Here is a 22412-nt window from a genome sequence, read left to right as displayed (position 1 = left end):
AGGCGGCTTGCGATGGTGGGTGGTCCGGCAGCGGGTGTGCGCTCCCGGCCGTTCGGGCTCCTGCTGGGTGCTTGGGCCGTTTCGTCGGTCGGCGACGGGATCCGGGCTGCGGCGCTGCCGCTGTTCACGGCGGTGAGCACGCGCGATCCGGTGGCGGTTTCGGCGGTTGCGGCGGCGACCGTGCTGCCGTGGCTGCTGGTCGCCTTGCCCGCGGGCGCGGTGGTCGACCGGTGGCGGCCGCGGCACGCGCTGATCTGCGCGCACGCCTTCCGCTGCGCGGTCACCTTCGCGCTGGCCGCCCTGATCCACACCGGCAAGGCCGGGCTGCCCGCGTTGCTGGTATGCGGTTTCCTGCTCAGCAGCGCGGAAACGTTCGCCGATTCGGCGGGGCAGACGCTGCTGGTGTCGTTGGCCGGGTCGGCGGAGCTGGAACGCGCCAACGGCCGGTTCGTCAGCGTGGAGACCGCCGGTGTCGAGATCGCGGGACCGTTGGCGGCGGCGGCGCTGTTCGCGTGGGATCCCGCGCTGTGCTTCGCGGCGAACGCGCTCGCGCTGGGGCTGGCGCTGCTCCTGGTGATCGCCGTGCCCGGCCAGGCGGCACCGGTCCAGGAGCGCGATGCGACGTCGTTGCGCGCGGAAGTGCTAGCGGGGCTGCGCTTCCTGGTGCGCAGCCCGGGCTTGCGCGCGGTCGTCGGCGTCGTCGGTGTGACCGCGCTGCTCACCAGCGGCGTCAACGCGGTGGCGTTCCTGTTCGCGATCGAGTCGCTGCGCCTGCCTGCGGCGTCCGTGCCGACGCTGCTGGTCTGCACCGCGATCGGCACGTTGCTGGCCGCCCCGGTCGCGTCCCGGCTGGCCGGCCGGCTGGGTGGCGGATCGGTGATGATCGGCGCCTTGTTCGTGCTGGCCGCGGGAATCGCGCTGCTCGGTGTGGTGCGGGCACCGGGCGGAGCGTGGCTCGCGTACTTCGTCATGGGCCTGGGCGCGGGCGCGTGGAACGTGCTGTCCGCGGCCAACCGCCAGCGCCTGACGCCGCGGCGGATGATGGGCCGGGTGACCAGCGCGCACCGGGTGCTCGCCTGGGGCCTGATGCCGCTGGGCGCGGCGCTCGCCGGGCCGCTCGCCGAAGTCACGTCGCTGCGCGCGGTGATCCTCGGCGCGGCATTGCTGACGGCGGCGGTGGCCATCGCCGCCGCGCCGCGCCTGCGCGGCGTCAGCCAGCCGAAACGCTGATCGTTGTCGAGGCCGCACCGCATGGTGTGGCGCACCGAGTGCCACCGGTGGTTGCACAGGTGCCACATTGGTGCCATGATGATGCCATGGATATTGGGGTGTATGTCGACGGCATCCGGCGGGAGCTGGCCGTCGCCGCCGAAGTCGGTGGTGACGATGCTCGGGAGCTCGCCGAGCGGCTCACGACACCACTGGAGTCCGCCCTCCGGCTGACGCTGCTGGACGCGCTGTCGTCGGCTGCCGACGAGATCACCCGCGAGCTCGCGCCGGGGTCGGTGGACCTGCGGTTTCGCAGCGGGGAACCGGAATTCGTCGTGACGACGCCACTGGTGGCCCACGGCGAGGCGGCCGACGACGGCGAGAACGCGCAGGCAGAGGTGCGGCCGGTCCTGGAGGCCGACGAAGGCGCCATGTCGCGGATCAACGTCCGGATGCCCGAAAAGCTCAAGGCCCGCGTCGAGGAAGCGGCCGCGCGGGAAGGCCTGTCGGTCAACGCGTGGCTCGTCCGGGCCGCCGCCGCTGCGGTGGAACCCGCCGGGCGGCCCGCCGGGCGCAGCAGCGGCCGGCGCGGACAGCGCTACACCGGGTGGGCGCGCTAGCGGCGCGCTCCGACCCGCACACCACACGTCCTACCAGCGAGGACGCTCACCGAACACGATCTGAGGGGACAACCATGCCTACTTTCGATACTCCGGAACCGATTTCCGCCACGATCGACGTCGTCCTGGGCGACGTGCGGATCGTCGCCGCAGACCGGGCCGACACCGTCGTCGACGTGCGGCCGACCGACCCGTCGCGGAAGGCCGACGTGAAGGCGGCAGAGCTGACCCGCGTCGAGTTCTCCGATGGTGAGCTGCTGGTCAAGGCGGAGAAGCGGTGGCGGCACTACGGCCCGCGCGACGGCGGCTCGGTCGAGGTGCTGATCGAGCTGCCGACCGGGTCGCGGGTGCGCGGCGAGTCGGCGCAGGGGGACTTCCGCGGCGAGGGACGGCTCGGCGAGTGCCGGTTCCGGACCTCGGTCGGCGCCATCCGGCTCGACGCCACCGGCCCGCTGAACGCGAAGACCGCCACCGGAGCGGTCGCCGTCGACCACGTGGCTGGCGCGGTCGAGGCCGCCACCGGGTCGGGCGAGCTGCGGATCAGGCGCATCGACGGCGCCGGGGTGTTCAAGAACTCCAACGGGGAGACCCGGATCGGCGAGATCGGCGGTGAAGCGCGGTTGAGCGCGGCCAACGGCAGTATCACCGTCGAGAAGGCGCGCGACTCCGTCCGCGCCAAGGCCGCCAACGGCGACATCCGGATCGGCGAAGTCGCGCGCGGCACGGTGGCGCTGGACGTGTCGGTGGGGGAGCTGGAGGTCGGCATCCGCGAGGGGACCGCCGCGTACCTGGACCTGAACACCACGATCGGTCGCGTGCACAACTCGCTGAACAGCGTCGACGCGCCGGGAGAGGCGGAGGAAACCGTCGAGGTCCGCGCCAGCACCGTGAGCGGTGACATCATCGTGCGCCACTCCTCGCTCGTCGACGGATGACCGGCGAGTAGGCGCCGAAAAGCACCACGCCGCCGCGCTTTCCGGCGGTGACCTTCGCCAGGACCGAGTTCCTGCGCCACGATTCCGGCCCTTGATGCGCCCGATGTTCACGCGGATGCGCATCCTGCTGCCTTCGCTCCGGCCTGGTACCAGTCCTGATCGGACGCACCCGTTTTGGTTCCACCTCAACGAAAGGGCGAAAAACCATGGTGATCGATGCTGCCCGGATTCCAGTGGATCCGCAGCACTTCTGGTTGCGCGGCGAGAAACCGGCCGCCCCGGTCGACTTCGACGAAGCGCGGGGCGTGTGGAACGTCTACGGCCACCGGGAGGCGGTCGAGGTCCTCGGCGACCCGAAGACGTTCTCCTCCGACATCGTGCGGGTCATGCCGATCGACCTCGACCCGGCCTTGCTCGAGGGCGACCTGACGCAGCTGGACCCGCCGCAGCACCGCAAGCTGCGCCGGCTGGTCAGCCACGCGTTCACCCCGAAGATCGTGGCCGACCTCGAACCGCGGATCGCCGCGCTGACGCACGAACTGCTCGACGCGGTGGCCGACGAGGGTCGGTTCGAACTGGTCGCGGATCTCGCCTACCCGCTGCCGGTGATCGTCATCGCCGAGCTGCTGGGCGTGCCCAGCAGCGACCGCGACCTCTTCCAGAAGTGGGTGGAGGAGGTGCTCAGCGGCGGCCAGCAGCTCTCGGTCTCCGCCCAGGGAGAGGAGCAGCTGCGCGAGATGAACGCGTCGCCCGAAGGCATGCGGGAGATCAACGACTACCTCCTCGGGCACGCCGCGGAGCGGCGGCGGAACCCCCGCGAGGACCTGCTGACCCAGCTGGTGCAGGCGCAGGTCGACGGCGAACGGCTCACCGACAACGAGGTGGTGAACTTCGCCGGCCTCCTGCTGGCCGCCGGGCACATCACCACCACGATGCTGCTGGGCAACACGGTGATGTGCCTGGACGCGCACCCGGAGCAGGCGGCGCGGGTGCGGGCGGACCGCGCGCTGGTGCCGGGCGCGATCGAGGAATCGCTGCGCCTGCTGGCCCCGTTCGCGCTCACCTACCGGGCGACGACGACCGAGGCGGAGGTCGGCGGCCGGCGGGTGCCCGCGGACCAGGTGCTCTCGGTGTGGCTCGGGGCGGCCAACCGCGACGACCGGGTGTTCGCCGCTCCGGACGCCTTCGACCCGGCCCGCGATCCCAACCCGCACATCGCGTTCGGGCGCGGCATCCACTTCTGCCTGGGCGCGCCGCTGGCCCGGCTGGAGGGCCGGATCGCGATGGACATCCTGCTGGACCGCTTCCCGGTGCTGCGCACGGATCCGGCGAACCCGCCGGTCCTCATGCCGGGCACGGACATGATCGGCGCGACCTCGCTGCCCGTACTCGCCGAATAACGCGTTCGGTTGCTCGCAGCCGGAAAACGGGTCGGCGCGGTGGGGTGGCGTGGCAAGATCGCCGTCGAAATCCATGCCGGTTCGCGGCCGATTGCTGGGAGGAACCGTGGCGACCTGGGAAGATCTTCTCGAATTCGTCCGGACCGAATACCGGGTCGTTCCCGGTGAAGTGGAGGAAGGCGAGCCCGAGTACCGGATCATCGAGGACAGCGAGGACGAGATCCGGCTCCTCGTCGAGTACGAGGACGACCGCAGCCAGATCGTCATCGTCGGCCACGAGCGGCTCGACGGCAGCGAGGACTGGGTGCAGGTGGTGTCGGTGATCGGCCGGGCCGAGGGCGTCAACCTGCGGAAACTGCTGGAAGAACTGGGGCAGACCTCGGTCGTGTGCGGGGCGCTGATCATCGGGGACCACGTCGTGCTCCGGCATTCGCTGCCGCTGCTGAACCTCGACATCAACGAGTTCACCGATCCGCTGAACTTCGTCGCGGAAACCGCGGATCATCTCGAAGAGCTCTTCTTCCGCAACGACGAACACTGACCCGATTCGAGCATTTCGGGGCATTTGGGTTTAATGGGGGAATGGGATTCTTCCAGAACTCGAAAGCCGATCTCGGTGCGATGGCCGCCGCCGCTCTCGATGGAGGGCGGCGGCGGTTCACCGTTCGCCTGGTGGCGCTGTCCGGCAGCAAGGACGACGCGATCGATCCGTGGTCGGAGCGAATCGAGGCGATCGAGGAGAAGGGCTGGGAGCTCGACCGGTTCTCGGTGGCGCCGAACGAGAAGGGCTGGGTCGAGGCGTACGTGGTGTTCAAGCGGAGCTGAGCGGCCGCTCGATCCGTTGGTTTCGTGGCGGGCTGGGGATGCCCTGGCGGCAGGTGCCTGAGTTGATGCAGGTGAAAGTGGGTAGTTGCAGGCGCGCGATAAATGCTTGCACACGCTTCATAGCCGCGCAGGCTGCTATAGTCGCAGGAGATACGCATCACGGGAGGTGTGCGGTGGGGATCGCCGACGACGCCGTCGAGATTCGGGCGCACGGCTGGCGCACGCTCGCCGCGCTCCACGGGGCGCTCGAAACCGCGCTGGAGAAGGCGCTGCAGGCCGAGCACGGGCTGTCGGTCGTCGAGTACACCGTCCTGGACGCCCTGAGTCGCCAGGACGGCTGGCACATGCGCATGCAGCAGCTCGCCCGCGCCACGGCGCTCAGCGGCAGCGCGACGACCCGGCTGGTCAACCGGCTGGAAGATCGCGAGCTGCTGACCAGGATCCTGTGCAAGGACGACCGCCGCGGCATCTACACCGAGCTGACCGACGCGGGCCGGGCACTGTGGGAGCGGGCCCGCCCGACCCACGACGAAGCCCTGGAGAAGGCGCTGGTCGAGGCCGGGCAGGTCCCGGAGCTGGCGCCGCTGGTGGCGGCGCTGCACGAGCTGCCGCAGCGGCCCGGCGACTGACCGGACGTGCGAGCGACGCAGGCGACGATCGCCACGCCCGGCCGGCCGAACGAGGACTACCTGGTCACCGGGCCCGATTGGGCGTTCGTCCTCGACGGCGCGACCGCTCCGTCCGGAGTGGACAGTGGCTGCGTGCACGACGTGCCCTGGCTGGTGCGCCGGCTCGGCGGCGAGCTGGCCCAGCGGCTCGCGGCGTCGGACGGCACGGCCGTCGACCTGCTGGCCGACGCGATCCGCGCGACCTGCGCAGCGCACGCGGACACCTGCGACCTGCACAACCCGTCGAGCCCCTCTACAACGGTGACGCTGCTGCGGGTGCGCGGCGACGACTTGGAGTACCTGGTCCTCGCCGACAGCCCGATCGTGCTCGACGTGGCGGGCGAAGCCCGGCCGATCATCGACGACCGGATCGACCACCTGCCCGGCTACACTCTCGAAGTGGTCCGCGACCTGCGGAACCAACCGGGCGGATTCTGGGTCGCCAGCACGAAACCCGAAGCGGCGCACGAGGCCGTGCACGGTGTGCTCCCGGCGGCGGGCGTGCGCCGGGCGGTGTTGCTCACCGACGGCGCGTCCCGCTACGTGGACCGCTTCGGCCTCGGCGACTGGACCGACCTGCTGGACCTCGTGGAGCAGGCCGGACCAATGGAACTGCTGCGCCGGGTGCGAGCCGCGGAAGCGGCGGAAACCCGCAGGAGAAGGGGAAAGCTCCACGACGACGCCACCGCCGTGTTCTTGCGGTTCAGCTCTTCATCACGCTCGCCAACAAGGCGATGATCAAGGCGAACCCAAAAAGCCAAATAGCGGGTGTCACGTTCCGAAACTTGCGTTGTGTGACGCGGCTCGTGGCCCAAATCTGCTCGGCTAGAGATTCTTCCAACTTTGCCGTATCGCTGAGCGTCGTGCGGTAGGGCGGCACAAAGTCCCCGGCTTTCGAGTACTGCCTCGCGACGTTGTCGAAGAAGAGAATGGACTGCGATGCCCCGGGGTCTAGTCGAGGCACGAAGACTCTAAGCGCGAACAAGAGGCTAGCGCCGACTGATCCGATGCTGATGAGCAGAAGTCCGGCGTGCAGCCAGTCCGTGAGCCAAAGCTGCTGTGCGGGTAGTGCGCGAACCAAGATGCCAACGAGTACCCCGTCGGCGGCGAGCATCGCTGCAGCCTTGGCGTCTGCGATCTTGATCAAGTCATTGGTGTGTTGAAGTGCCTTCCATGCATGTTCGGTGGCGGTCATGGCATCGAGTCTGCGCTGTTTCAACCGTCGTACCAACGCCATTCGAGTGAGACGATCGTGACGATCCGTGCGGTGTCTGCTCTTTTCGAGCGGAAGTTCGCTGGACCGCTCGCGGTCCGGGGTGCGGAACGGGTACGGACGTTGAGTGCACAACCGAGCAGACAACTCGACACGAGGTTTTCGCGGCTTGCTGGGGGAGCGGCGCTGGGCCGCGCTGGCAGGTAGTGGGGCAATGCGTAGTTACCGCCCTAGGGAGTTCATGCTTCAGCAGGGGGAGAAAGGCGGCTTCCTGCTCGCGCTCACCAGTGGTCGAGTGAAAGTGCTTGCCAGCGAACGAGACGGCTCGGAGGTGCTGCTCTCGCTCCGAGGCCCGGGGGACCTTGTTGGGGAGATGGCGGCCAATCGCCATAGCCACCGGACGGCGACAGTGCAGGCGTTAGATCACTGCACCGCCTGCTTCATGTTGCGGCCGGATTTCGACCGGTTCCTGCTGGAGCAAGATGCGCAGGCCGAGTTTGCCGACTACCTCGTGGCGAAGTTGTCGGAGACTGTTCCGTATCAGATCCACCAGGTGCACTTCAGTCCGAGGCAGCGGATCGCACGGTTGCTGCTGGAAGTAGTGCGTCTGGCAGATCCCAGCCATCCGAACCGCTGGCGTGTGCCTTTCTCCCAGGAAGGGCTGGCCAGCGCGTTGGGGCTCGCACGGAGCACGGTAGCCGAGCAGCTCGGTGTGTTGCGGTCGGGGGGAGTGTTGGGGCCCGGGCCGCGCATCGTCGTTGCTGACGTGCGCGCGCTCGCGGGCCTGGCAGGCGCAGTTACCCGCGAGTGACGTGTATCACTTTAAATCTGTCCGCTCGTGGACAGCCCTTGCCATGCCAATCCGGGAATCTCCCGGTGTCACAAATGCTTGCAACGGAAGGAGAAACCGGTGAACGCGAACCGGAATGAAGTGGCAGAACTGCCTCCGTACCGAGCCTTGGTGGTCGTTGATGTAAAGAACTTCAGTGGCGAGAAGGGGCGGGATCATGAGTGGATCACGCGGCAGATCCCGGTAATTTTGGAGCACGCGCTCGTCAGGTGCGGGCTCGGTGAACTGCGTCGGCAGGTGCGCTTCGAAGGGACGACCGGTGACGGCTACTTCCTTGGGTTCGAGCCGAAGTATCTGCCCTTCCTGCTGAACCCGTTCTTGCCCGAACTCCAGGCCGAACTCGAGTACCAGAACGCTGTCAACCCGGTCAGCGATCGCCAGAAGTTGCGGATGCGGGTGAGTCTCACGGTCGGTCCGATGACCGACTCCGGGCAGAACGGGATCAGCGATGGAAGCGGTGACACGCGCATCGAAGCCCATCGCATGATCGACGCCGAGCCGGTCCGCGACATGCTGACCAGGTCGAACGATACGACGTGCGTCGCAGCGATCATTTCGCAGCGGGTATACGAGGACGCGGTTGTCTCGGGCTACGCAGCGGATGCCCCTGACTTGTACGTGCCGGTCGCCGTCGAGGTGAAGACCTATCGGGGGACGGCCTACTTGCGGGTTCCCAAGCCATCCGGAGACCTATTGTCGCGTGGCTTCACCCCGCCGGAACCGCCTGTCGTCGATAGCTGGGGCGGCACGGCGGAGGACTCAGGGCGTATGAGGGACGGAGGTCCAAGCGGGGTGCTTGAGCAGCGATTCGTGAAGTCGACCGTGGGAATTGGCAACGTTCAAGGCAACGTCGGTACCGCCATCAATGGAGACAACCTCTCGATGCACACCGGCAGTGGGGACCAGTTCAACGCGCCGCTCGGTGATGGGGTGAACATCCTCGGCACCAACCGCGGTCGGATCAGGCACCAGGTTAACAAGGGCGGGGAAGAAGGCGATGGGCGCTGACCGGGCTGCGTTCGTAGGGATCGAGCAGGTCGGCAGAGACGTTGGTACGTCTGTCACTGGAGATGGGGCCCAGGTGCACGGCGGGAGCGGGCACCAGATCAACGGCGGATTGACCTTCATCCTCACGGAGTCGGGGGAGATCCATCGACGGACGTCGCAGCGTACGTTGACTGCCGATCAGCTAGCCCGGCTGAAGGATCGGTTCATTGAACCACCTGGGTACTGGCAAGCCAAGAGCAAGTTGGGTGAGTCGTCCAGAACTGTGCTGCTGAGTGGAAAACCGGGTAGTGGTCGTCGCAGTACGGCACTGATGCTGCTGTACAACTCCGCCACTCCCGACGCTCAGTTCCGTGAGCTGCCGGTCGAAACGGACGAGGAAGAGAAGGATTCGCTCGATCCGGAGTCGGTTCAGCCGGGCGAACGTCTATTGCTTGACATGTCGGCTGAGGAACGGCCGGAGAAGTTCCGTTCCGTGCAGGCGAAGTTGGAGTCCCTGCGAGGCGCTGTGGTGGTGAACGAGGGAGCACTGGTCGTAGTCCTCCCGCCAGACCCGGATCACCTGTTGCTGCCGGAGTTCAGTCGGCTGCACGTACCCATCGGGCGTCCGTCGGGGAAGGCGGTGCTGGACAAGTGCCTCAAGGTTGATCATGTCGAATTCGCCGAGCAGGACTTGGACCACGAGAATCTTAAGGAACACTTGGCAGATGCGGCTTTGCGGGACCTGGACCGGTTATGTCAGCGGATTTTGGAAGCCAAGCACGCGAACTCGTCAGGAGGCTTTGCCGATTGGGTAGAACGGGCATGTGAGGCGTTCGCTAAGCATGGAAAGCAGGTGGCGGGTCAAATCAGGGATAGCTCGGCGCCTCAGCGTGCGATCGTCTTAGCGGCGGCGATGTTGAAGGACTCGCATGCAGACTCGGTGCAGGCTGCGGCGAAATCATTGCTGACCAGGCTCGAGTATCCCGAAGAAGAGAAGCATGTCTTGGAACGGGATGGTCTGGATGACGTTCTCCGGTCTGTGAAGGTTGTGCCGAACAACTCAAGGAAGGTCGCCTTCGACGCGATCAGTTATGAGAACGCGGTCCGAAATCACTTCTGGGCGAACTTCCCGGAACTCAGGGATTCTCTCCGGGATTGGGTCGGAGATTGCGTGGGTGCGCTGGACCTGGCCGACGATGACTGTGACCGGTTGGTGGTCCGCTTCGCGGAACAAGCACGTCGGGCAGGGCGGATAAACGATCTGTGCGTCCTTGCCGAGCAGTGGACGAAGCAGGCGGATCGACAGCGCCGTCCGCCTCGGTCCGCTCGCTGGGCGGCTGCTGCACTGGCGCATGGGTTGGGGCAGATGTCGTCCCCCAGCGCGGCAGGGGACATCCGGAAGAAGATCTACGAATGGGCGGCTCAACCAAGCCTCACTGTACATCTCGCTCAAGTTTTGGTTTCTGTGTGCGCGGAAGTGATGGCTGAGACGCACCCTGATCAGGCAGTAGTTCGGTTGCGTCTGCTGGCATCGCATAACGCGCAAGAGGTAGCTGGCGCTGCTACAAGCGCAGTTTCGAATCTTGCGCAAGACAATCGGTTCTATCGCCGGTTCCTGTGGTGGATGAACAGTTGGCTAACCCAGCAGTCCAGGACTTCGGATGCGGACTTGTTCCTCGCGACTTCTGATCCGCAGCGTTTGCTGGACACGAGCTCGCGCTCCGCAGCTTTGATCACAAACCGCACGGTCCAGCGCCAACTGGTGGTCGGCTGGCGCGTTGTGTTCATGCGTGAGGTTGACGGGTGGTTGGAGAGGGTCGAGGAGTGGCTCGTGGCCAGCCGTGCTGGCGAGCCTGGCTCGCTTCTGCTGAACGTGTTGGTCGAGTCGACCGAAGGTGAACTCGCAAAGCTTGGTGCGCTCCACGTGTCAAGCCGTGACTGGGCTGCCGCCGGCCCTGATGGCGAGGAACGTGCCGTGCGGCAGCGGACTTATCGAGAACTTGCTCGCAAGATCGACGCCGCACAGGGATTGCAGCTTTCTGATGTCAAGGGGACAGGAAGATGTTGAGCAGTGAACAGAAAACCAGGCTTCGTGTGCTCTCTGTGGTCGTGGCTGCGATCTGGGTTGCTCTTGGCCTCATCTACCAGTGGCCGATGTGGTTGTGGATAGGGCTGGCCTTCGTATCGTTGTTGGCTCCCTCGTTGACCGCTTATGGGGTCGTGGAGTGGCACCTTCGGACGCGGACTAGGAAAGTCCACGACTTCGCTGACGAAGAGGTAGTGGAGGAACCGAAGCAAACGGCGGAAGCTCCAAGCCCGCAGCTGTACGAGGTGCGGGATGTGTTGTTGCGCAGTGCCTACCAAGACTACCGATTTGCCTTTGCTTGCACAGTGTTCTGGCGTTTGTTGCCCCATGCGCCGGGCTTGCCGCATCCGAACCCCGCCGCGCTTGCAGCCGACCTGATCGTGGCCGAAGCAGCGAGCTTGGCGGCCTCGATTCCACCCGACGAAGATAGCCGTGCTCGTTATCGGATGATGAACGTGCTCGGTTCGGCAAGGGTGGATCAGACTGGCCGCGTCGAGGTATGGGCGGACGATATCGCCTTGTCGCTCTCGGAGAAGGATGCGGAGCGACTCATGCGTCTCGCTGAGGTGCGTAAGGACGAGGAAGTCTGGGAGCACGAGCGCAGCTACGAACGGAACGTGCGCGCATACCTCGGTGAAGACGTGCTGACCACTCCTGGTAGCGCCGTTGTGTGGTGGTTGGCTGGGCCGCGCACCGATGAGAAGCGGCGTGTGGACGAGGTCGTGGAGAAGATCTCGAGCCTGCAGAAGCTTACGGCCGCTGCTGCCATGACCGAGTTGCCCACCAGCACCGCAGGTCCCTTTGACTTCGGGACGTCGCTGAGCGCGAAATTGAGCCTGCTCGACGAGTGCTCCCCTCCACCTGCTGGCCTGTCGCAGCTTCCCTTCGTGCTTTCCGAGCGACCGGCCGTGAGCGATGGTGAACACCCCGACGAGTCACGGCTGGGTCTTGACGATTACGCGGTTGGGCTTGTGGAAGAGCTTCCCGAAGGACCGGAGCGAGCAATGTTCGCCCGTCGTCTGGCAGACCTTCTCGAAGTCCAGGGACATAGCGAGGCGGCTGAACAGGTGCGGCGACGCTTTGACGCACCACCTGTCATGGATGTGGAGCAGGGCGCTGATCAGTGGAATGAGGAGAAGTTCCCCTTCAGTTCTGCGGCAACAGGTTTCCCGGACGAAGGAGGCGTCGAACAGTCGAGTGTGAGTCGAGAGGCGATGGATTCGCAGGAGCCTGACGACATCGAGCCGAGAGAGGTAGACCGGAGGGAGGAGGCGAACGATTTGGCCCAGGAAGCTGATGAGAGCCCGAAGGCTTCGCCGCCGGCTGGTCAGTTACCGCCGCGTGACGAGAATCGGACCGACGGGGAGCGACCACTCTAGATGACCTTCTAGCGGATGGGACGCTTCAGGCCGTTCGGCTTGAAGCGTCCCGAATGCAGCCGGCGCAGCGCTTGGCGAGGGACATCGCGTCGTGGGGTGCGTGGGCCTTGACGTCGTTGTCGAAGTACGCGTAGACGTCTCGGCCCTTGGTCGTTCGCGCCGGAGTCGCCACCGTGTGCTCCGTCCTCGGGCACTTGCCCTCGTGCCACGACCTGATCAACTTCGCCCATCGGTCCAGGTCCTCGGCGCTGTAGCCGCTGACGTACAGCTCGTCGGCGGCGACGGCTTGGAGTACCTGGTGCTCGCCGACAGTCCGGTCGTGCTCGACGTGGCGGGCGAAGCCCGGCCGATCATCGACGACCGGATCGACCACCCGCCTGGCTACACTCTCGAAGTGGTCCGCGATCTGCGGAACCAACCGGGCGGATTCGGGGTCGCCAGCACGAAACCCGAAGCGGCGGAAACCCGCAGGCGAAGGGGAAAGCTCCACGACGACGCCACCGCCGTGCTCCTCCGGTTCTGAGCCTGCCACGATCCGGGAGCGGGTCTGCTCTGTTCGAGCGGAAAACCGCTTGAACGGGTCCGCCGCGCCGGACGCCCGGTACTGAATTGTGGGGTGCAGCCCAGTGGGTGGAGGACCGCCGGATGAATCGTGAGCAGCGTGGTGTCGTCAAGGCAGTGTCGGTGATCGCGGCGGCGCTCTGGATCGTGCTCGGATTGCGTTTCAGCTGGCCGGTGTGGCTGTGGCTGGCGCTGGTCGCCGCGACGTGCGTCGCTCCGTGGGTGATCTTCTGGCAATACCGGCGCCGGCAGGACCAGAAGCTTGCGGCGGAGCAGCCGGTGGCCGAAGCCGCCGAACCGCGGGAGCGGCCGCAATCGGCCGAACGGTCGTTATCGGGCCTGCCGATGCGCAGCGCACACCCGGACTACAAGTTCTTGTTCTCCGGCAAGGTTTTCTGGTACTCGAATCCGGACGCTCCAGGGCTGCCGCACGCCGATCCAGGCGGGCTGGCCATCGACCTGATCCTGGAGCAGGCCACCCACTTCGTGGCGGAGATCCCGCCGGACGAGGGCGAGCTCGCGCAGTACCGGCTGAACGCCGCGCTCGGCGTGAAACGCTCTGATTCGTCCGGGCACGTGGTGGCCTGGGCCGGCGACGTGCGGCTCGAACTGCCCGACTCCGACGCGGGCCGGCTGCACCGCCTCGCCGAGGCGCGCAAGCAGGAAGAGCTCTGGGAACGCGCGCGGAACCACGAGCGCGACAAGCGCGCCTACCTGGCCGACGACGTGCTGAAGAATCCCGGCAGCGCGCTGGTCTGGTGGTTGGCGCGGGAAGACGGCAACGTCGACGAAGCGGTCCGCCAGATCGGCAACCTGCGGAGGCTCACCGCGGCCGCGCACGACACCCGGATCCCGGACCCGGACCTCCACCCTCCACAGTGGATAACGGCGATGCCGGGCGACCAGCACACGATGCGCTCGTTCCGGCTGGAGGAATTCGAGGTGCAGGGCACCAGGCTGGGCGCGTCGCAGCACGTGCTGGCCGCGATCGAAAGCCTGGCGACGGGGGAGGAGCGCGCGGCGCTCGGCCGCCGGGTGGCGGAGGTGCTGGCGGCGCACGGCCACGACGAACTGGCGGAACTGGTCCGGAGCACCTTCGACGACCGCCCGGAACTCCCGGGCCCGGAAACAACCTGACGGGCGCGTCGTGAGTGCTTTGGATCGTGATAGCGATCCAAAGCACTCACGACCCCGAGGCTGCGAGCGCGACCTCGCCAGGCCAGGGGCCGTGCGAACTTCTGGCTGCCACAGAGGCTGTCCGAGATCTTGCGGCGTGCGGGTGCGGCAGGGCGGGAGGGACGGCGTTTTCACGCGAAAACGGCACCTGGCAGGCGTGGGGAACGCCGTTTTCGCGCGAAAACGGCGCGCAGAACAAGTTGCCGGACAGCCTTTATCGCGACACGAGGCACGCACGCCCCCCCGGAATTCCGGAAGCGTCGCTTCACCGGGGATCGGGTGCCATGCCGTGGGCAGGGCTGCTGCGCTCCACCGCCGAACGATGCCCAAGCCGACCGTTCAACAGCCGGCGCAGCGCTTGGCGAGGGACATCGCGTCGTGGGGCGCGTGGGCCTTCACGTCGTTGTCGAAGTACGCGTAGATGTCTCGGCCCTTGGTCGTTCGCGCCGGAGTCGCCACCGTGTGCTCCGTCCTCGGGCACTTGCCCTCGTGCCACGACCTGATCAACTTCGCCCAGCGGTCCAGGTCCTCGGCGCTGTAGCCGCTGGCGTACAGCTCCTCAGCGCCGTGGAAGCGGAGGTAGACGAAGTCGCTCGTGACGTCCTCCAGATGCGGCCAGGCCCCCGCCGCGTCCGCCACCACCAGGCCGATGTCGTGGCTGCGGAGCAGCTCGACCGCCTCGGCGGAGGCGAAGCCGGGATGGCGGACCTCCAGCGCGTGGCGCAGCGGCCGATCCGCGTCGGTCTCGGTGAGCGAGCGGCCCGCGAGCCGATCGTCGTGCCGAGCGGCCAGCGCAGCGGCCGCGGCGGTGCTCCGGGGGAGGAGGCGGAAGAACGCCGTCAGGCGTTCGACGTCGACGCCCAGCGACGGCGGGAGCTGCCAGAGCAGCGGGCCGAGCTTCGAGCCGAGGGCGAGAACGCCGGAGGCGAAGAAGTTCGCCAGCGGCGTTTCGGCGTCGTGGAGCCTTTTCATGTGGGTGATGTAGCGGCTTCCCTTGACCGCGAACAGGAAGTCGTCCGGGGTCTGCTCCACCCAGCGGCGGTAGGTGTCCGGGCGCTGCAGGGAGTAGAACGACGCGTTGATCTCCGCCGAGCCGAGGCGGCTCGAGAGGTACTCCAGCTCGGCGCCGCGGCGCAGATCGCGCGGGTAGAACGGACCGTGCCACGGGCCGTACACCCAGCCGGACGTGCCGATCCGGATCCTGCGCGATGCCGAACGAGCTCGCATGACCCTTCCCACGTGTCCGCCGGTTCGCCGACCGGCGGGTCTCCGAGCATCGGACTACCCACCCGGACGCGTCGTGGAACAGGAGTCTCCGGCTCCGCCCAAGACGTCGTTCCAAAACGGTTCCGCCCGGCCCATCCGATGCCTGGCACCGATGGCGTTTTCGCGCGAAATCGACGCCCTGCGCCCCAGGTGGCCACGGCTGGCACGGGTCTGAGCGTCGGGTGGATTCCCCGCGCCCCGATGCCTTCGTCCGGGGTCAGCGGAGCGTCACCGGGAGGGTGCGGAGGCCGCGGTTGCGGAAGGAGTTCCGCCACTGCAGCTCCTCCTCCGGCACCGCAGGCGCGAGGTCCGGGAACCGGCTCAGCAGTGCGCCGAAACCGATCTCCCCCTCCATCCGCGCCAGTGCCGCCCCGAGGCAGAAGTGCGGCCCGTGGCCGAACGCCAGGTGCGGGTTGTCGGCGCGGTCGAGGTCCAGGCGCTCCGGGTCGGCGTAGCGGTCCGGGTCGTGGTGCGCCGACACCAGCGAGAGCAGCACCGTCTCCCCGGCCGGGATGGTCACGCCGCCGATCTCGACGTCGGTGACCGGGAACCGGCGGATCGCCAGCTGCGGCGGCGGATCGAACCGCAGCAGTTCGTCCACAGTGGCCGGTGAGACTCCGCTGCGGGCGGCGGCGAGCGCCGACGGTCGCGTCAGCAGCGCGGCGAGCCCGTTGCCCAGCAGGTTCACGGTGTTCTCGTATCCGGCGAACAGCACGAGGAACGCCGCCGACGTCAGCTCCTCCTCGCTGAGCCGGTCCTCCTCGTCGCGGAGCTCGATCAGGCCGCTGAGGAAGTCCGCACCGGGATTCGCCCGCTTCGCCGCGATCAGTTCGAGCAGGTAGCCGTACAGCGCTCGGAGCGAGTCGCGGGCCTGGTCGGGCGTCTCGGGCGCGAGCATGCCGTCCGTCCACGACCGGAAGTCCGGCCGGTCGGCGGCGTCCACGCCGAGCAGCTCGCAGATCACCGTGATCGGCAGCGGCGCGCAGTAGGCCGGCATCAGGTCCGCTTCGCGCTGCCCGTCCAGGGCGTCCAGCAGCTCGTCGGCGATCTGCCGGACCCGCGGTCGCAGCGGCTCGATCCGGCGCGGGGCGAAGGCCTTGCCGATGATGCGGCGGAGCCTCGTGTGCTCCGGCGCATCCATGTTGAGCAGGTTCGCGTCCAGCGCGGGCGGCAGCGAGAAGCCGCGGTAGCCGCCGCCGGAGTGCTTCTTGTCCAGCGACAGCCGCGCATCGGCCAGCGCCGCGCGCACGTCCGCGTAGCGGGTGACCAGCCAGATCGATGTGCCGTCCGGGGCGGTCGCGCGGTGCACGGGCCCCTGCTCGCGGAGGCGGGCGTAGGTGGCGCGGGGAGCGGTGACGAAGGCGGAGTCGATCTCGATCACGGTCTCGAAGCTACGCGAGTTGTCAGGTCAGATGCGCCGGACCGTCCGCAGCCGTTCGGCTCGGCGTAACCGGGAACCGGTCGCCGCTCCACCTGGTGTCCGCACGCTGACCGCGCACCTCGGCAATGGAAGGACCTGCCATGTTCAAGATCTCCCGGCGGTTGCTCGCCGTCCTCGCCTGCGCGGCGCTGCCGCTGGGCCTGACCGCTTGCGGCCCGAGCGCGGCCACCGAGCAGGGCGGCGCGCGCAACCCCGATGAGCTGGTGTTCGCCTCGATCCCGTCGGAGGACTCCACCAGCCTGGAGCAGGAGTTCCGACCGCTGATCGACATGCTCGCGAAGGAGACCGGCAAGAAGATCCGCGTGGAGAAGGCCACCGACTACGCGGCGGTCATCGAGGGCCAGCGCACCGGCAAGATCGACATCGCGATGTACGGGCCGCTGTCGTACGTGGTCGCGAAGAACAGCGGGGTGCGGATCAGCCCGCTCGGCGCGCAGGTGGAGACCAAGGGCGGGGCGCCCGGCTACCGGTCCTACGGCGTGGTCAAGGCCGATTCGCCGATCCAGCGCATCGAGGACTTCCGGGGCAAGCAGGTCTGCTTCGTCGACCCCAACTCGACCTCCGGCTACCTCTACCCGAAGGCGGCGCTGCAGAAGGCCGGGATCGACGTCGAGCACGACGTCAAGCCGGTGCTGGCAGGCGGGCACGACGCGTCCGCGCTGGGCGTGGCCAGCGGCCAGTGCGACGCCGGGTTCGCCTACGACACCATGGTCGACAAGCTGCTGCCGGAGAAGGGCGGCATCAAGCCCGGTGACCTGCGGGTGGTGTGGCGCTCGGAGCTGATCCCGGGCTCGCCGGCCGCGATCTCCGACGACCTCGACCCGGCCCTGAAGGACAAGGTCGTGGAAGCGTTCAAGACCAAGGCCAACGCCGACTACTTCAAGGCGAACGGCTTCTGCACGGCGGACGACTGCGAGGTCGGCGGCTACTGGGGCTTCGTCCCGGCCGACGACGCGACGTTCAACAGCGTCCGCGACGTCTGCGGCATCACCCGTGACAAGCAGTGCACCGAAGGCAGCTGACACCCGACCGTCCGATGGGGACCGCAGTTTCAATTGAAACTGCGGTCCCCACTGCTTTCGGCGCCCGGCCGTCGGTCTTACCAGCGGGTACGCGACAAGTGTCCGGGCTGTTCACCTTCGCGGTTCTGCGCGTTGGGTTCGGCGAAGTTGTCCGGACAAGCTCTGCGCGCAGGCTTCCGGTCGTGGTCAGAAGCCGGTACGTGGAGATAGCCGACACACTCGCCGCCGAGCTCGTGCAGCTGCCGGCCGGCAGCCGGATCGCCGGCGAGCACGAGATCGCCGCCCGGTTCGCGGTGGGGCGGGCGGCGGCCCGCGCCGCGATGCAGGAGCTGGAACAGCGGCTGCTGGTTCGCCGGGTGCGGGGCGCCGGCACCTTCGTGAACCGGCGCATCGACTACGTGATTTCCCAGCGGCGGGCCCCGTCGTGGCACCAGACGGTGCGCGAGGCGGGTGCCGAGCCGCGCTCGGTCGTGCGCGACGTGCGGCGCGCTCCGCTGCCCGCGGCCGAGGCGGAGCTGCTGGAGCGGCCCACCGGCAGCCCGGCCAGCCTGCTGATCCGCCAGTACTACGTGGACGACCTGCTGCACGGCTGGTCGAACGAGTGGATCCCGGCCGACGTGCTGCCCGACGTCGAGATCGCGGTGCACAGCGTCGAATCGGTCGACTCGATCCTGCGCCAGATGGCCAGGGTCCGGCCGGTGCGCTCCTGGTGCCGGGTCAGCAACACGCTGCCGGAGCCGGAGGTCGTCGCGGGCCTGGAGATCGAGTCCGGCCGCCCCGTGTGGCTGGTGGAGAGCGTCAGCCGGGACTCGGGCACCGGACTTCCGGTGCTGTTCAGCCGCTCCTGGTCGCGCCCAGATTCCGCCCGGATCGTCGTCGAGATGGACGGGCCGTACCAACCGGAGGACGAGTGAACAGGGAACAGCGTGCCGCGCTGCTCGCCGTGGCCGAACCGGCCGAGGTGATCGAGCTGGCCGATGCCTGCCTGGAGGCGGCGCCGCCGCCGAAGGTACTGGTGGCGCCGGAGGTCGGGTGCGTGTCGGTGCAGGTGCGGGAACCGATCGTGCGGGACCGGTTCCTGCTCGGCGACGTGCTCGCCTGCCGCGCCGAGGTGGAGCTGGACGGGGCCCGCGGCTGGGCGATGCGGCTCGGCGACGACCGGGCCGCCGCGCTGGCCGCGGCGATCCTCGACGCCGCCGTGGAGTCCGGCCGGGCGCGGACCGAGGTCGACGAGCTCTGCGCGCGGGTCGCGGAGCGGCAGCGGCTGGCCGAGGACACCGAGTGGGCCGAGCTGGCCCCGACGATCGTCGAGTTCGAGGAATTGTGATGACTGCGACCGCTTCCTTGTCGCCCAAGCAGGCGCAACTGGTCTTCCGCGCCGTGCTGGACGCCCTGGCCAGGCCGGGCGAGGTGCTCGGCCTGCCCTCGATCGCGGCCCCAGGGGTTCCGGCGGCGTTGTTGCCGGTGCTGGCGCTGGCCGACCTGGACACCCCGGTGCACGTCGATGACTGCGCCGACGTCGTCCGCACCCAGACCTCAGCGCCGATCGTCGACCGCCCCGCCGCGCGCCTGGCGGCGCTGCTCAAGCCGCTCGACGGCCTGGCCGGGTTCAGCGTCGGAAGCGCCACCGCGCCCGAAGACGCCGCGCTGATTTCCCTTGCCGTGGAAGGTTTCGGCGGCGGTCGGCCGCTGCGGCTCGCCGGGCCCGGTGTGCCGGGCCGTCGTGAGCTGCGCGTCGCCGGTCTGCCCGCCGACTTCGTCGCGCGGCGGCGGGACCTGATCTCCTTCCCGGCCGGTTTCGACCTGCTGCTGGTCGGCCCCGGCGGGGAGCTGGTCGGGCTGCCGCGCTCCACCCGAGTCGAGGAAGGTGCCTGATGGGATATTCCGGAGTCCGCGGCGGGATGAACGCCATCCTCGCCGCCGAGGAACTGGTGCGCCGGTCGCGGGACCACGCGCCGGCGGAGTGGGCGAGCACCGAGCAGATCGTGCTGCGGTTCCGCCTGGCCGTCGACCGGATCATGGGCGAGGCGGGCCTGTACGACCCGCCGACCGCCGCCGACGCGTTCCGGCAGGCCGAGGGCGACGCGCTGGAGGCCGCGCACCTCGTGCGGGCGCACCGGTCGACGCTGCCGCGGCTGGCGGTCACCGAGCCCGTCGACCCGGACGAGATGGTGGTGCTGCGCCGCATCGTCCCGGCGAACCGCACCCCGGACGGCCCGCAGCTGCTGGGCCGCACCACCGACTACACCGGCCGCCTCCTGGAGCGCCCAGCCGAGAAGCCGGACGGCGATTTCGCGCGAAATCGCCATGACGCCGAGCCGGCCGAGCGGACCGCGGAGCAGCGGCGGCCGCGCCGGTTCTACCAGCTGCTCCGCGACCTGGACCTGGTCGTCGAGCACGGCGAGCCGGCCGAGGACCCCGAGCCCTTCGACATCACCCGGCGGGCCGCCCGCCCGCCGGCGCCGCGCTCGGCGGTGCTCTCCAGCATGGCCCGCGCGGAGACCGGCGCGCTGGTCGGGCTCTGGTACCGGTCGATCCTCGGGCCCGACGGCGACGTCCACGAGATCACCCTCGGCGACACCCGGCACGGCCGCGTGCCGCTGCGGGTCGTGCACCCGCACACCGGGAATCCGGTGGAGGTCGGGCAGATCCGGGTGACCGAGGTGGAGGGCATCGAGGACCTCGACGGCGCCGACGAGGACCGCACCCGCTTCGACGTCGGCTACGGGCTCTGCTTCGGGCACAACGAGCGCAAGGCGATCGCGATGGCCAACCTGGACATCGCCTGGCGCCGCGCCGCGCCGGACAGCCCGCTGGAGCAGCTGCTGCTGCTCACCACCGACGGGCTGGATTCGGGCGGCTTCCTGGAGCACCTCAAGCTGCCGCACTACGTGACGTTCCGGTCCATGGTGGACCGCAAGATCGCCCGGCGGACGGCGCGGAACTCGACCGAGCCGCGCGTGCCGGAGCCGTTCGGGGAGGAATGCCGATGACCACGGCCGTGCGGGATCTGCTGTCGGAGACCGACGACAGCGCGGGGATCCTCGACGAGGGAGCGAAGCGGGAGATCCGGCGGGCCGCGCTGGTCGCGGTGTGCGTGCCCGGCTACCAGGTGCCGTTCGGCTCCCGGGAGATGCCGGTGGCCCGCGGCTGGGGCTCCGGCGGGCTGCAGGTGACGCTGGCCGTGATCGGCGAGCAGGACGTCGTGAAGGTGATCGACCAGGGCGACGACGGCGGCGTCAACGCCGTCAACCTGCGGCGCATGATCGCGGGCACCACCGGCTGCGACGCCAGCACCGACACCCGCCGGGCGACGGTCATCCAGTCGCGGCACCGGATTCCGGAGGAGCGGCTGGGCCGGCAGCACGTCCTGGTGTACCAGGTGCCGGTGCCGGAGCCGCTGCGCGGCGTGCAGAAGTCGGTCGTCGAATGCGCCCGGATGCACGCCGAGAACGACTACTCGGCGATGTGGGTCAGCCTGTACGAGGACATGGTCCGCAACGGGGTGATCACCAAGTCGACCGGCTACCCGGTGCTGGTGGACGGCCGCTACGTGCTGGCGACCAGCCCGGTGCCGCGCTGGGACGTGCCGAAGCTGCACCAGTGCGAGCACCTGAACCTCTACGGCGCGGGCCGGGAGAAGCGGATCTACGCGATCCCGCCGCACACCGACGTGGTGCCGCTGACCTTCGACGACATCCCGTTCGAGGTCGAGCAGGTGCCGGGCGCCAGCTGCAAGTACTGCGGCTCGACGACCAGCTTCCTGGTCGAGGGCGGCGAGGGCACCTACGCGTGCAGCGACTCGGACTGGTGCTCGCGGGTGGAGTCCGGGGACGCCGACGTGGCGGGGCACCGGCTGCCGGTGGACATGCTGCCGGAGGTGGCGCCGCGGCCGGTCGAGGTCGTCGAGGCGCCGCGCCCGGTGGACGGTCCGGAGTGGACGCTGCGCGTCGACGGCATCGGCAAGGTGTACGGGCCGGGCGGCGCGGGCGCCGTCGCGGGCACCGGCCCCGAGCACGGGACCGCGGTCAGCCCGGCGACCGGGGCCGTGGTCGCGGCCTGGGACGTGTCGTTCGACGTCGCGCCCGGCGAGGCGCTCGGGATCATCGGCGAGTCTGGTTCCGGCAAGTCGACGGCCTTGCGCTGCGTGATCGGCGACGAGCCCGCCACCGGCGGCGGCGTCTTCCTGTCCAGTGTGGACGGTGGGCGGACGGATCTGCTGGGGCTGGATTCCGCGCAGCGCCGGCGGCTCCGGGTGGACACCATGGCCGTCGTCTACCAGGACCCGGCCGCCGGGCTGGACCTGCGGGTGACGGCCGGCGGCAACGTCGCGGAGCGGCTGACCGCCGCCGGGTGGCGCGGCTACCACGCGATCCGCAAGCGCGCGGCCGAACTGCTCGACCGCGTCGAGGTGCCGCTGTCGCGCATGGACGACCCGGTGAGCACCTTCTCCGGCGGTATGCGCCAGCGCGTACAGATCGCGAAGGCGCTGGCCACCGAGCCGCCGGTGCTGCTGCTCGACGAGCCGACCACCGGGCTCGACGCATCGGTCGCGGCGGGCGTGCTCGACCTGCTGCGCGGGCTGCTCAGCGAGCGCGACATCGCGGCCGTGTTGGTCAGCCACGACTTCGCGGTGATCGAGGCGCTGACCGATCGCAGCCTGGTCATGCAGCTCGGCCGCGTCGTCGAGCGCGGCCTGACCGACCAGCTGTTCGCCGACCCGCACCACCCCTACACCCAGCGGCTCGTCGCCGCCGCCCGGAGGTGAGGTCCA

General features: G+C 68.8%; 23 protein-coding genes. 19 read left to right on the top strand and 4 right to left on the bottom strand.

Annotation, left to right across the window (positions count from 1 at the left end; translation table 11 throughout):
- The first annotated feature begins 12 nt into the window (after positions 1-12).
- From BLW84_RS05770 to BLW84_RS05735, 8 genes are all read left to right on the top strand, one after another.
- Positions 13-1230, top strand: coding sequence for an MFS transporter (locus tag BLW84_RS05770; RefSeq protein ID WP_093262138.1), 1218 nt, complete (start codon positions 13-15; stop codon positions 1228-1230).
- An 86-nt stretch (positions 1231-1316) separates the two neighbouring features.
- Positions 1317-1829 (top strand): toxin-antitoxin system HicB family antitoxin, encoded by a 513-nt coding sequence (locus BLW84_RS05765; RefSeq protein ID WP_093262136.1) that lies wholly within the window; start codon positions 1317-1319, stop codon positions 1827-1829.
- Between the two features lie 74 nt (positions 1830-1903).
- Positions 1904-2764, top strand: coding sequence for a DUF4097 family beta strand repeat-containing protein (locus tag BLW84_RS05760; RefSeq protein ID WP_093262134.1), 861 nt, complete (start codon positions 1904-1906; stop codon positions 2762-2764).
- A 206-nt stretch (positions 2765-2970) separates the two neighbouring features.
- A complete protein-coding gene (locus BLW84_RS05755) occupies positions 2971-4164 on the top strand; it encodes a cytochrome P450 (protein WP_093262132.1) in 1194 nt (397 codons plus the stop codon).
- A gap of 106 nt (positions 4165-4270) precedes the next feature.
- Positions 4271-4705, top strand: a complete 435-nt coding sequence (locus BLW84_RS05750) for a type III secretion system chaperone family protein (protein ID WP_093262130.1) — start codon at positions 4271-4273, stop codon at positions 4703-4705.
- A 41-nt stretch (positions 4706-4746) separates the two neighbouring features.
- Positions 4747-4989: a hypothetical protein gene (locus BLW84_RS05745; RefSeq protein ID WP_093262128.1), complete on the top strand. Its 243-nt coding sequence runs from the start codon at positions 4747-4749 to the stop codon at positions 4987-4989.
- Between the two features lie 173 nt (positions 4990-5162).
- Entirely contained in the window at positions 5163-5618 is a 456-nt protein-coding gene (locus BLW84_RS05740) for a MarR family winged helix-turn-helix transcriptional regulator (RefSeq protein ID WP_093262126.1), read from the top strand.
- Positions 5619-5624: 6 nt separating this feature from the next.
- Positions 5625-6395, top strand: a complete 771-nt coding sequence (locus tag BLW84_RS05735) for a protein phosphatase 2C domain-containing protein (RefSeq protein WP_093262124.1) — start codon at positions 5625-5627, stop codon at positions 6393-6395.
- Here the strand turns inward: BLW84_RS05735 and BLW84_RS05730 are convergent.
- The gene (locus BLW84_RS05730; RefSeq protein ID WP_143060865.1) at positions 6361-6852 is read right to left on the bottom strand and encodes a Pycsar system effector family protein; all 492 of its coding nucleotides are present in this window, start codon (positions 6850-6852) and stop codon (positions 6361-6363) included. The two genes, BLW84_RS05735 and BLW84_RS05730, sit on opposite strands and share 35 nt — an antisense overlap.
- A 145-nt stretch (positions 6853-6997) precedes the next feature.
- On the opposite strand from BLW84_RS05730, the gene BLW84_RS05725 reads away from it, so the two are divergent.
- The 4 genes from BLW84_RS05725 to BLW84_RS05710 all read left to right on the top strand — a co-directional run bounded on the left by BLW84_RS05725 (position 6998) and on the right by BLW84_RS05710 (position 12172).
- Positions 6998-7681 (top strand): Crp/Fnr family transcriptional regulator, encoded by a 684-nt coding sequence (locus tag BLW84_RS05725; protein WP_281247362.1) that lies wholly within the window; start codon positions 6998-7000, stop codon positions 7679-7681.
- A gap of 99 nt (positions 7682-7780) precedes the next feature.
- Positions 7781-8728: a hypothetical protein gene (locus BLW84_RS05720; RefSeq protein WP_143060864.1), complete on the top strand. Its 948-nt coding sequence runs from the start codon at positions 7781-7783 to the stop codon at positions 8726-8728.
- The gene (locus BLW84_RS46000) at positions 8718-10775 is read left to right on the top strand and encodes a hypothetical protein (protein ID WP_143060863.1); all 2058 of its coding nucleotides are present in this window, start codon (positions 8718-8720) and stop codon (positions 10773-10775) included. The genes BLW84_RS05720 and BLW84_RS46000 overlap by 11 nt, the downstream gene beginning before the upstream one ends.
- A complete protein-coding gene (locus BLW84_RS05710; RefSeq protein ID WP_143060862.1) occupies positions 10769-12172 on the top strand; it encodes a hypothetical protein in 1404 nt (467 codons plus the stop codon). The genes BLW84_RS46000 and BLW84_RS05710 overlap by 7 nt, the downstream gene beginning before the upstream one ends.
- Positions 12173-12197: 25 nt before the next feature.
- On the opposite strand, the gene BLW84_RS05705 is transcribed toward BLW84_RS05710, so the two are convergent.
- Entirely contained in the window at positions 12198-12704 is a 507-nt protein-coding gene (locus tag BLW84_RS05705; protein WP_342743104.1) for a DUF72 domain-containing protein, read from the bottom strand.
- A gap of 113 nt (positions 12705-12817) precedes the next feature.
- On the opposite strand from BLW84_RS05705, the gene BLW84_RS05695 reads away from it, so the two are divergent.
- On the top strand, positions 12818-13870 hold the full coding sequence (locus BLW84_RS05695; RefSeq protein ID WP_093262112.1) for a hypothetical protein: 1053 nt from the start codon (positions 12818-12820) through the stop codon (positions 13868-13870).
- Between the two features lie 378 nt (positions 13871-14248).
- Here BLW84_RS05695 and BLW84_RS05690 read toward each other — a convergent pair whose 3' ends face one another.
- A complete protein-coding gene (locus BLW84_RS05690) occupies positions 14249-15136 on the bottom strand; it encodes a DUF72 domain-containing protein (protein WP_093262110.1) in 888 nt (295 codons plus the stop codon).
- A 256-nt stretch (positions 15137-15392) separates the two neighbouring features.
- On the bottom strand, positions 15393-16556 hold the full coding sequence (locus BLW84_RS05685) for a cytochrome P450 family protein (protein WP_093262108.1): 1164 nt from the start codon (positions 16554-16556) through the stop codon (positions 15393-15395).
- A 140-nt stretch (positions 16557-16696) separates the two neighbouring features.
- Between BLW84_RS05685 and BLW84_RS05680 the strand changes: the two genes are divergently transcribed.
- From BLW84_RS05680 to BLW84_RS05655, 6 genes are all read left to right on the top strand, one after another.
- Positions 16697-17638, top strand: a complete 942-nt coding sequence (locus tag BLW84_RS05680) for a phosphate/phosphite/phosphonate ABC transporter substrate-binding protein (protein ID WP_093262106.1) — start codon at positions 16697-16699, stop codon at positions 17636-17638.
- Between the two features lie 182 nt (positions 17639-17820).
- The gene (locus BLW84_RS05675; protein ID WP_245760952.1) at positions 17821-18552 is read left to right on the top strand and encodes a GntR family transcriptional regulator; all 732 of its coding nucleotides are present in this window, start codon (positions 17821-17823) and stop codon (positions 18550-18552) included.
- Positions 18549-18965 (top strand): phosphonate C-P lyase system protein PhnG, encoded by a 417-nt coding sequence (locus BLW84_RS05670; RefSeq protein ID WP_093262103.1) that lies wholly within the window; start codon positions 18549-18551, stop codon positions 18963-18965. Before BLW84_RS05675 ends, BLW84_RS05670 begins: the two co-directional genes overlap by 4 nt.
- On the top strand, positions 18965-19513 hold the full coding sequence (gene phnH, locus BLW84_RS05665; RefSeq protein WP_093262101.1) for a phosphonate C-P lyase system protein PhnH: 549 nt from the start codon (positions 18965-18967) through the stop codon (positions 19511-19513). Before BLW84_RS05670 ends, phnH begins: the two co-directional genes overlap by 1 nt.
- Positions 19513-20631, top strand: a complete 1119-nt coding sequence (locus tag BLW84_RS05660) for a carbon-phosphorus lyase complex subunit PhnI (protein ID WP_093262099.1) — start codon at positions 19513-19515, stop codon at positions 20629-20631. The genes phnH and BLW84_RS05660 overlap by 1 nt, the downstream gene beginning before the upstream one ends.
- Entirely contained in the window at positions 20628-22406 is a 1779-nt protein-coding gene (locus BLW84_RS05655) for an alpha-D-ribose 1-methylphosphonate 5-phosphate C-P-lyase PhnJ (protein ID WP_093262097.1), read from the top strand. The genes BLW84_RS05660 and BLW84_RS05655 overlap by 4 nt, the downstream gene beginning before the upstream one ends.
- Positions 22407-22412: the final 6 nt, after the last annotated feature.

This window comes from Saccharopolyspora shandongensis, from assembly GCF_900106995.1.
In the GTDB taxonomy this organism is placed as follows: domain Bacteria; phylum Actinomycetota; class Actinomycetes; order Mycobacteriales; family Pseudonocardiaceae; genus Saccharopolyspora; species Saccharopolyspora shandongensis.
The sequence above is the reverse complement of the archived record's forward strand: the minus strand, read 5'-3'. Positions and strand labels throughout refer to the sequence as shown.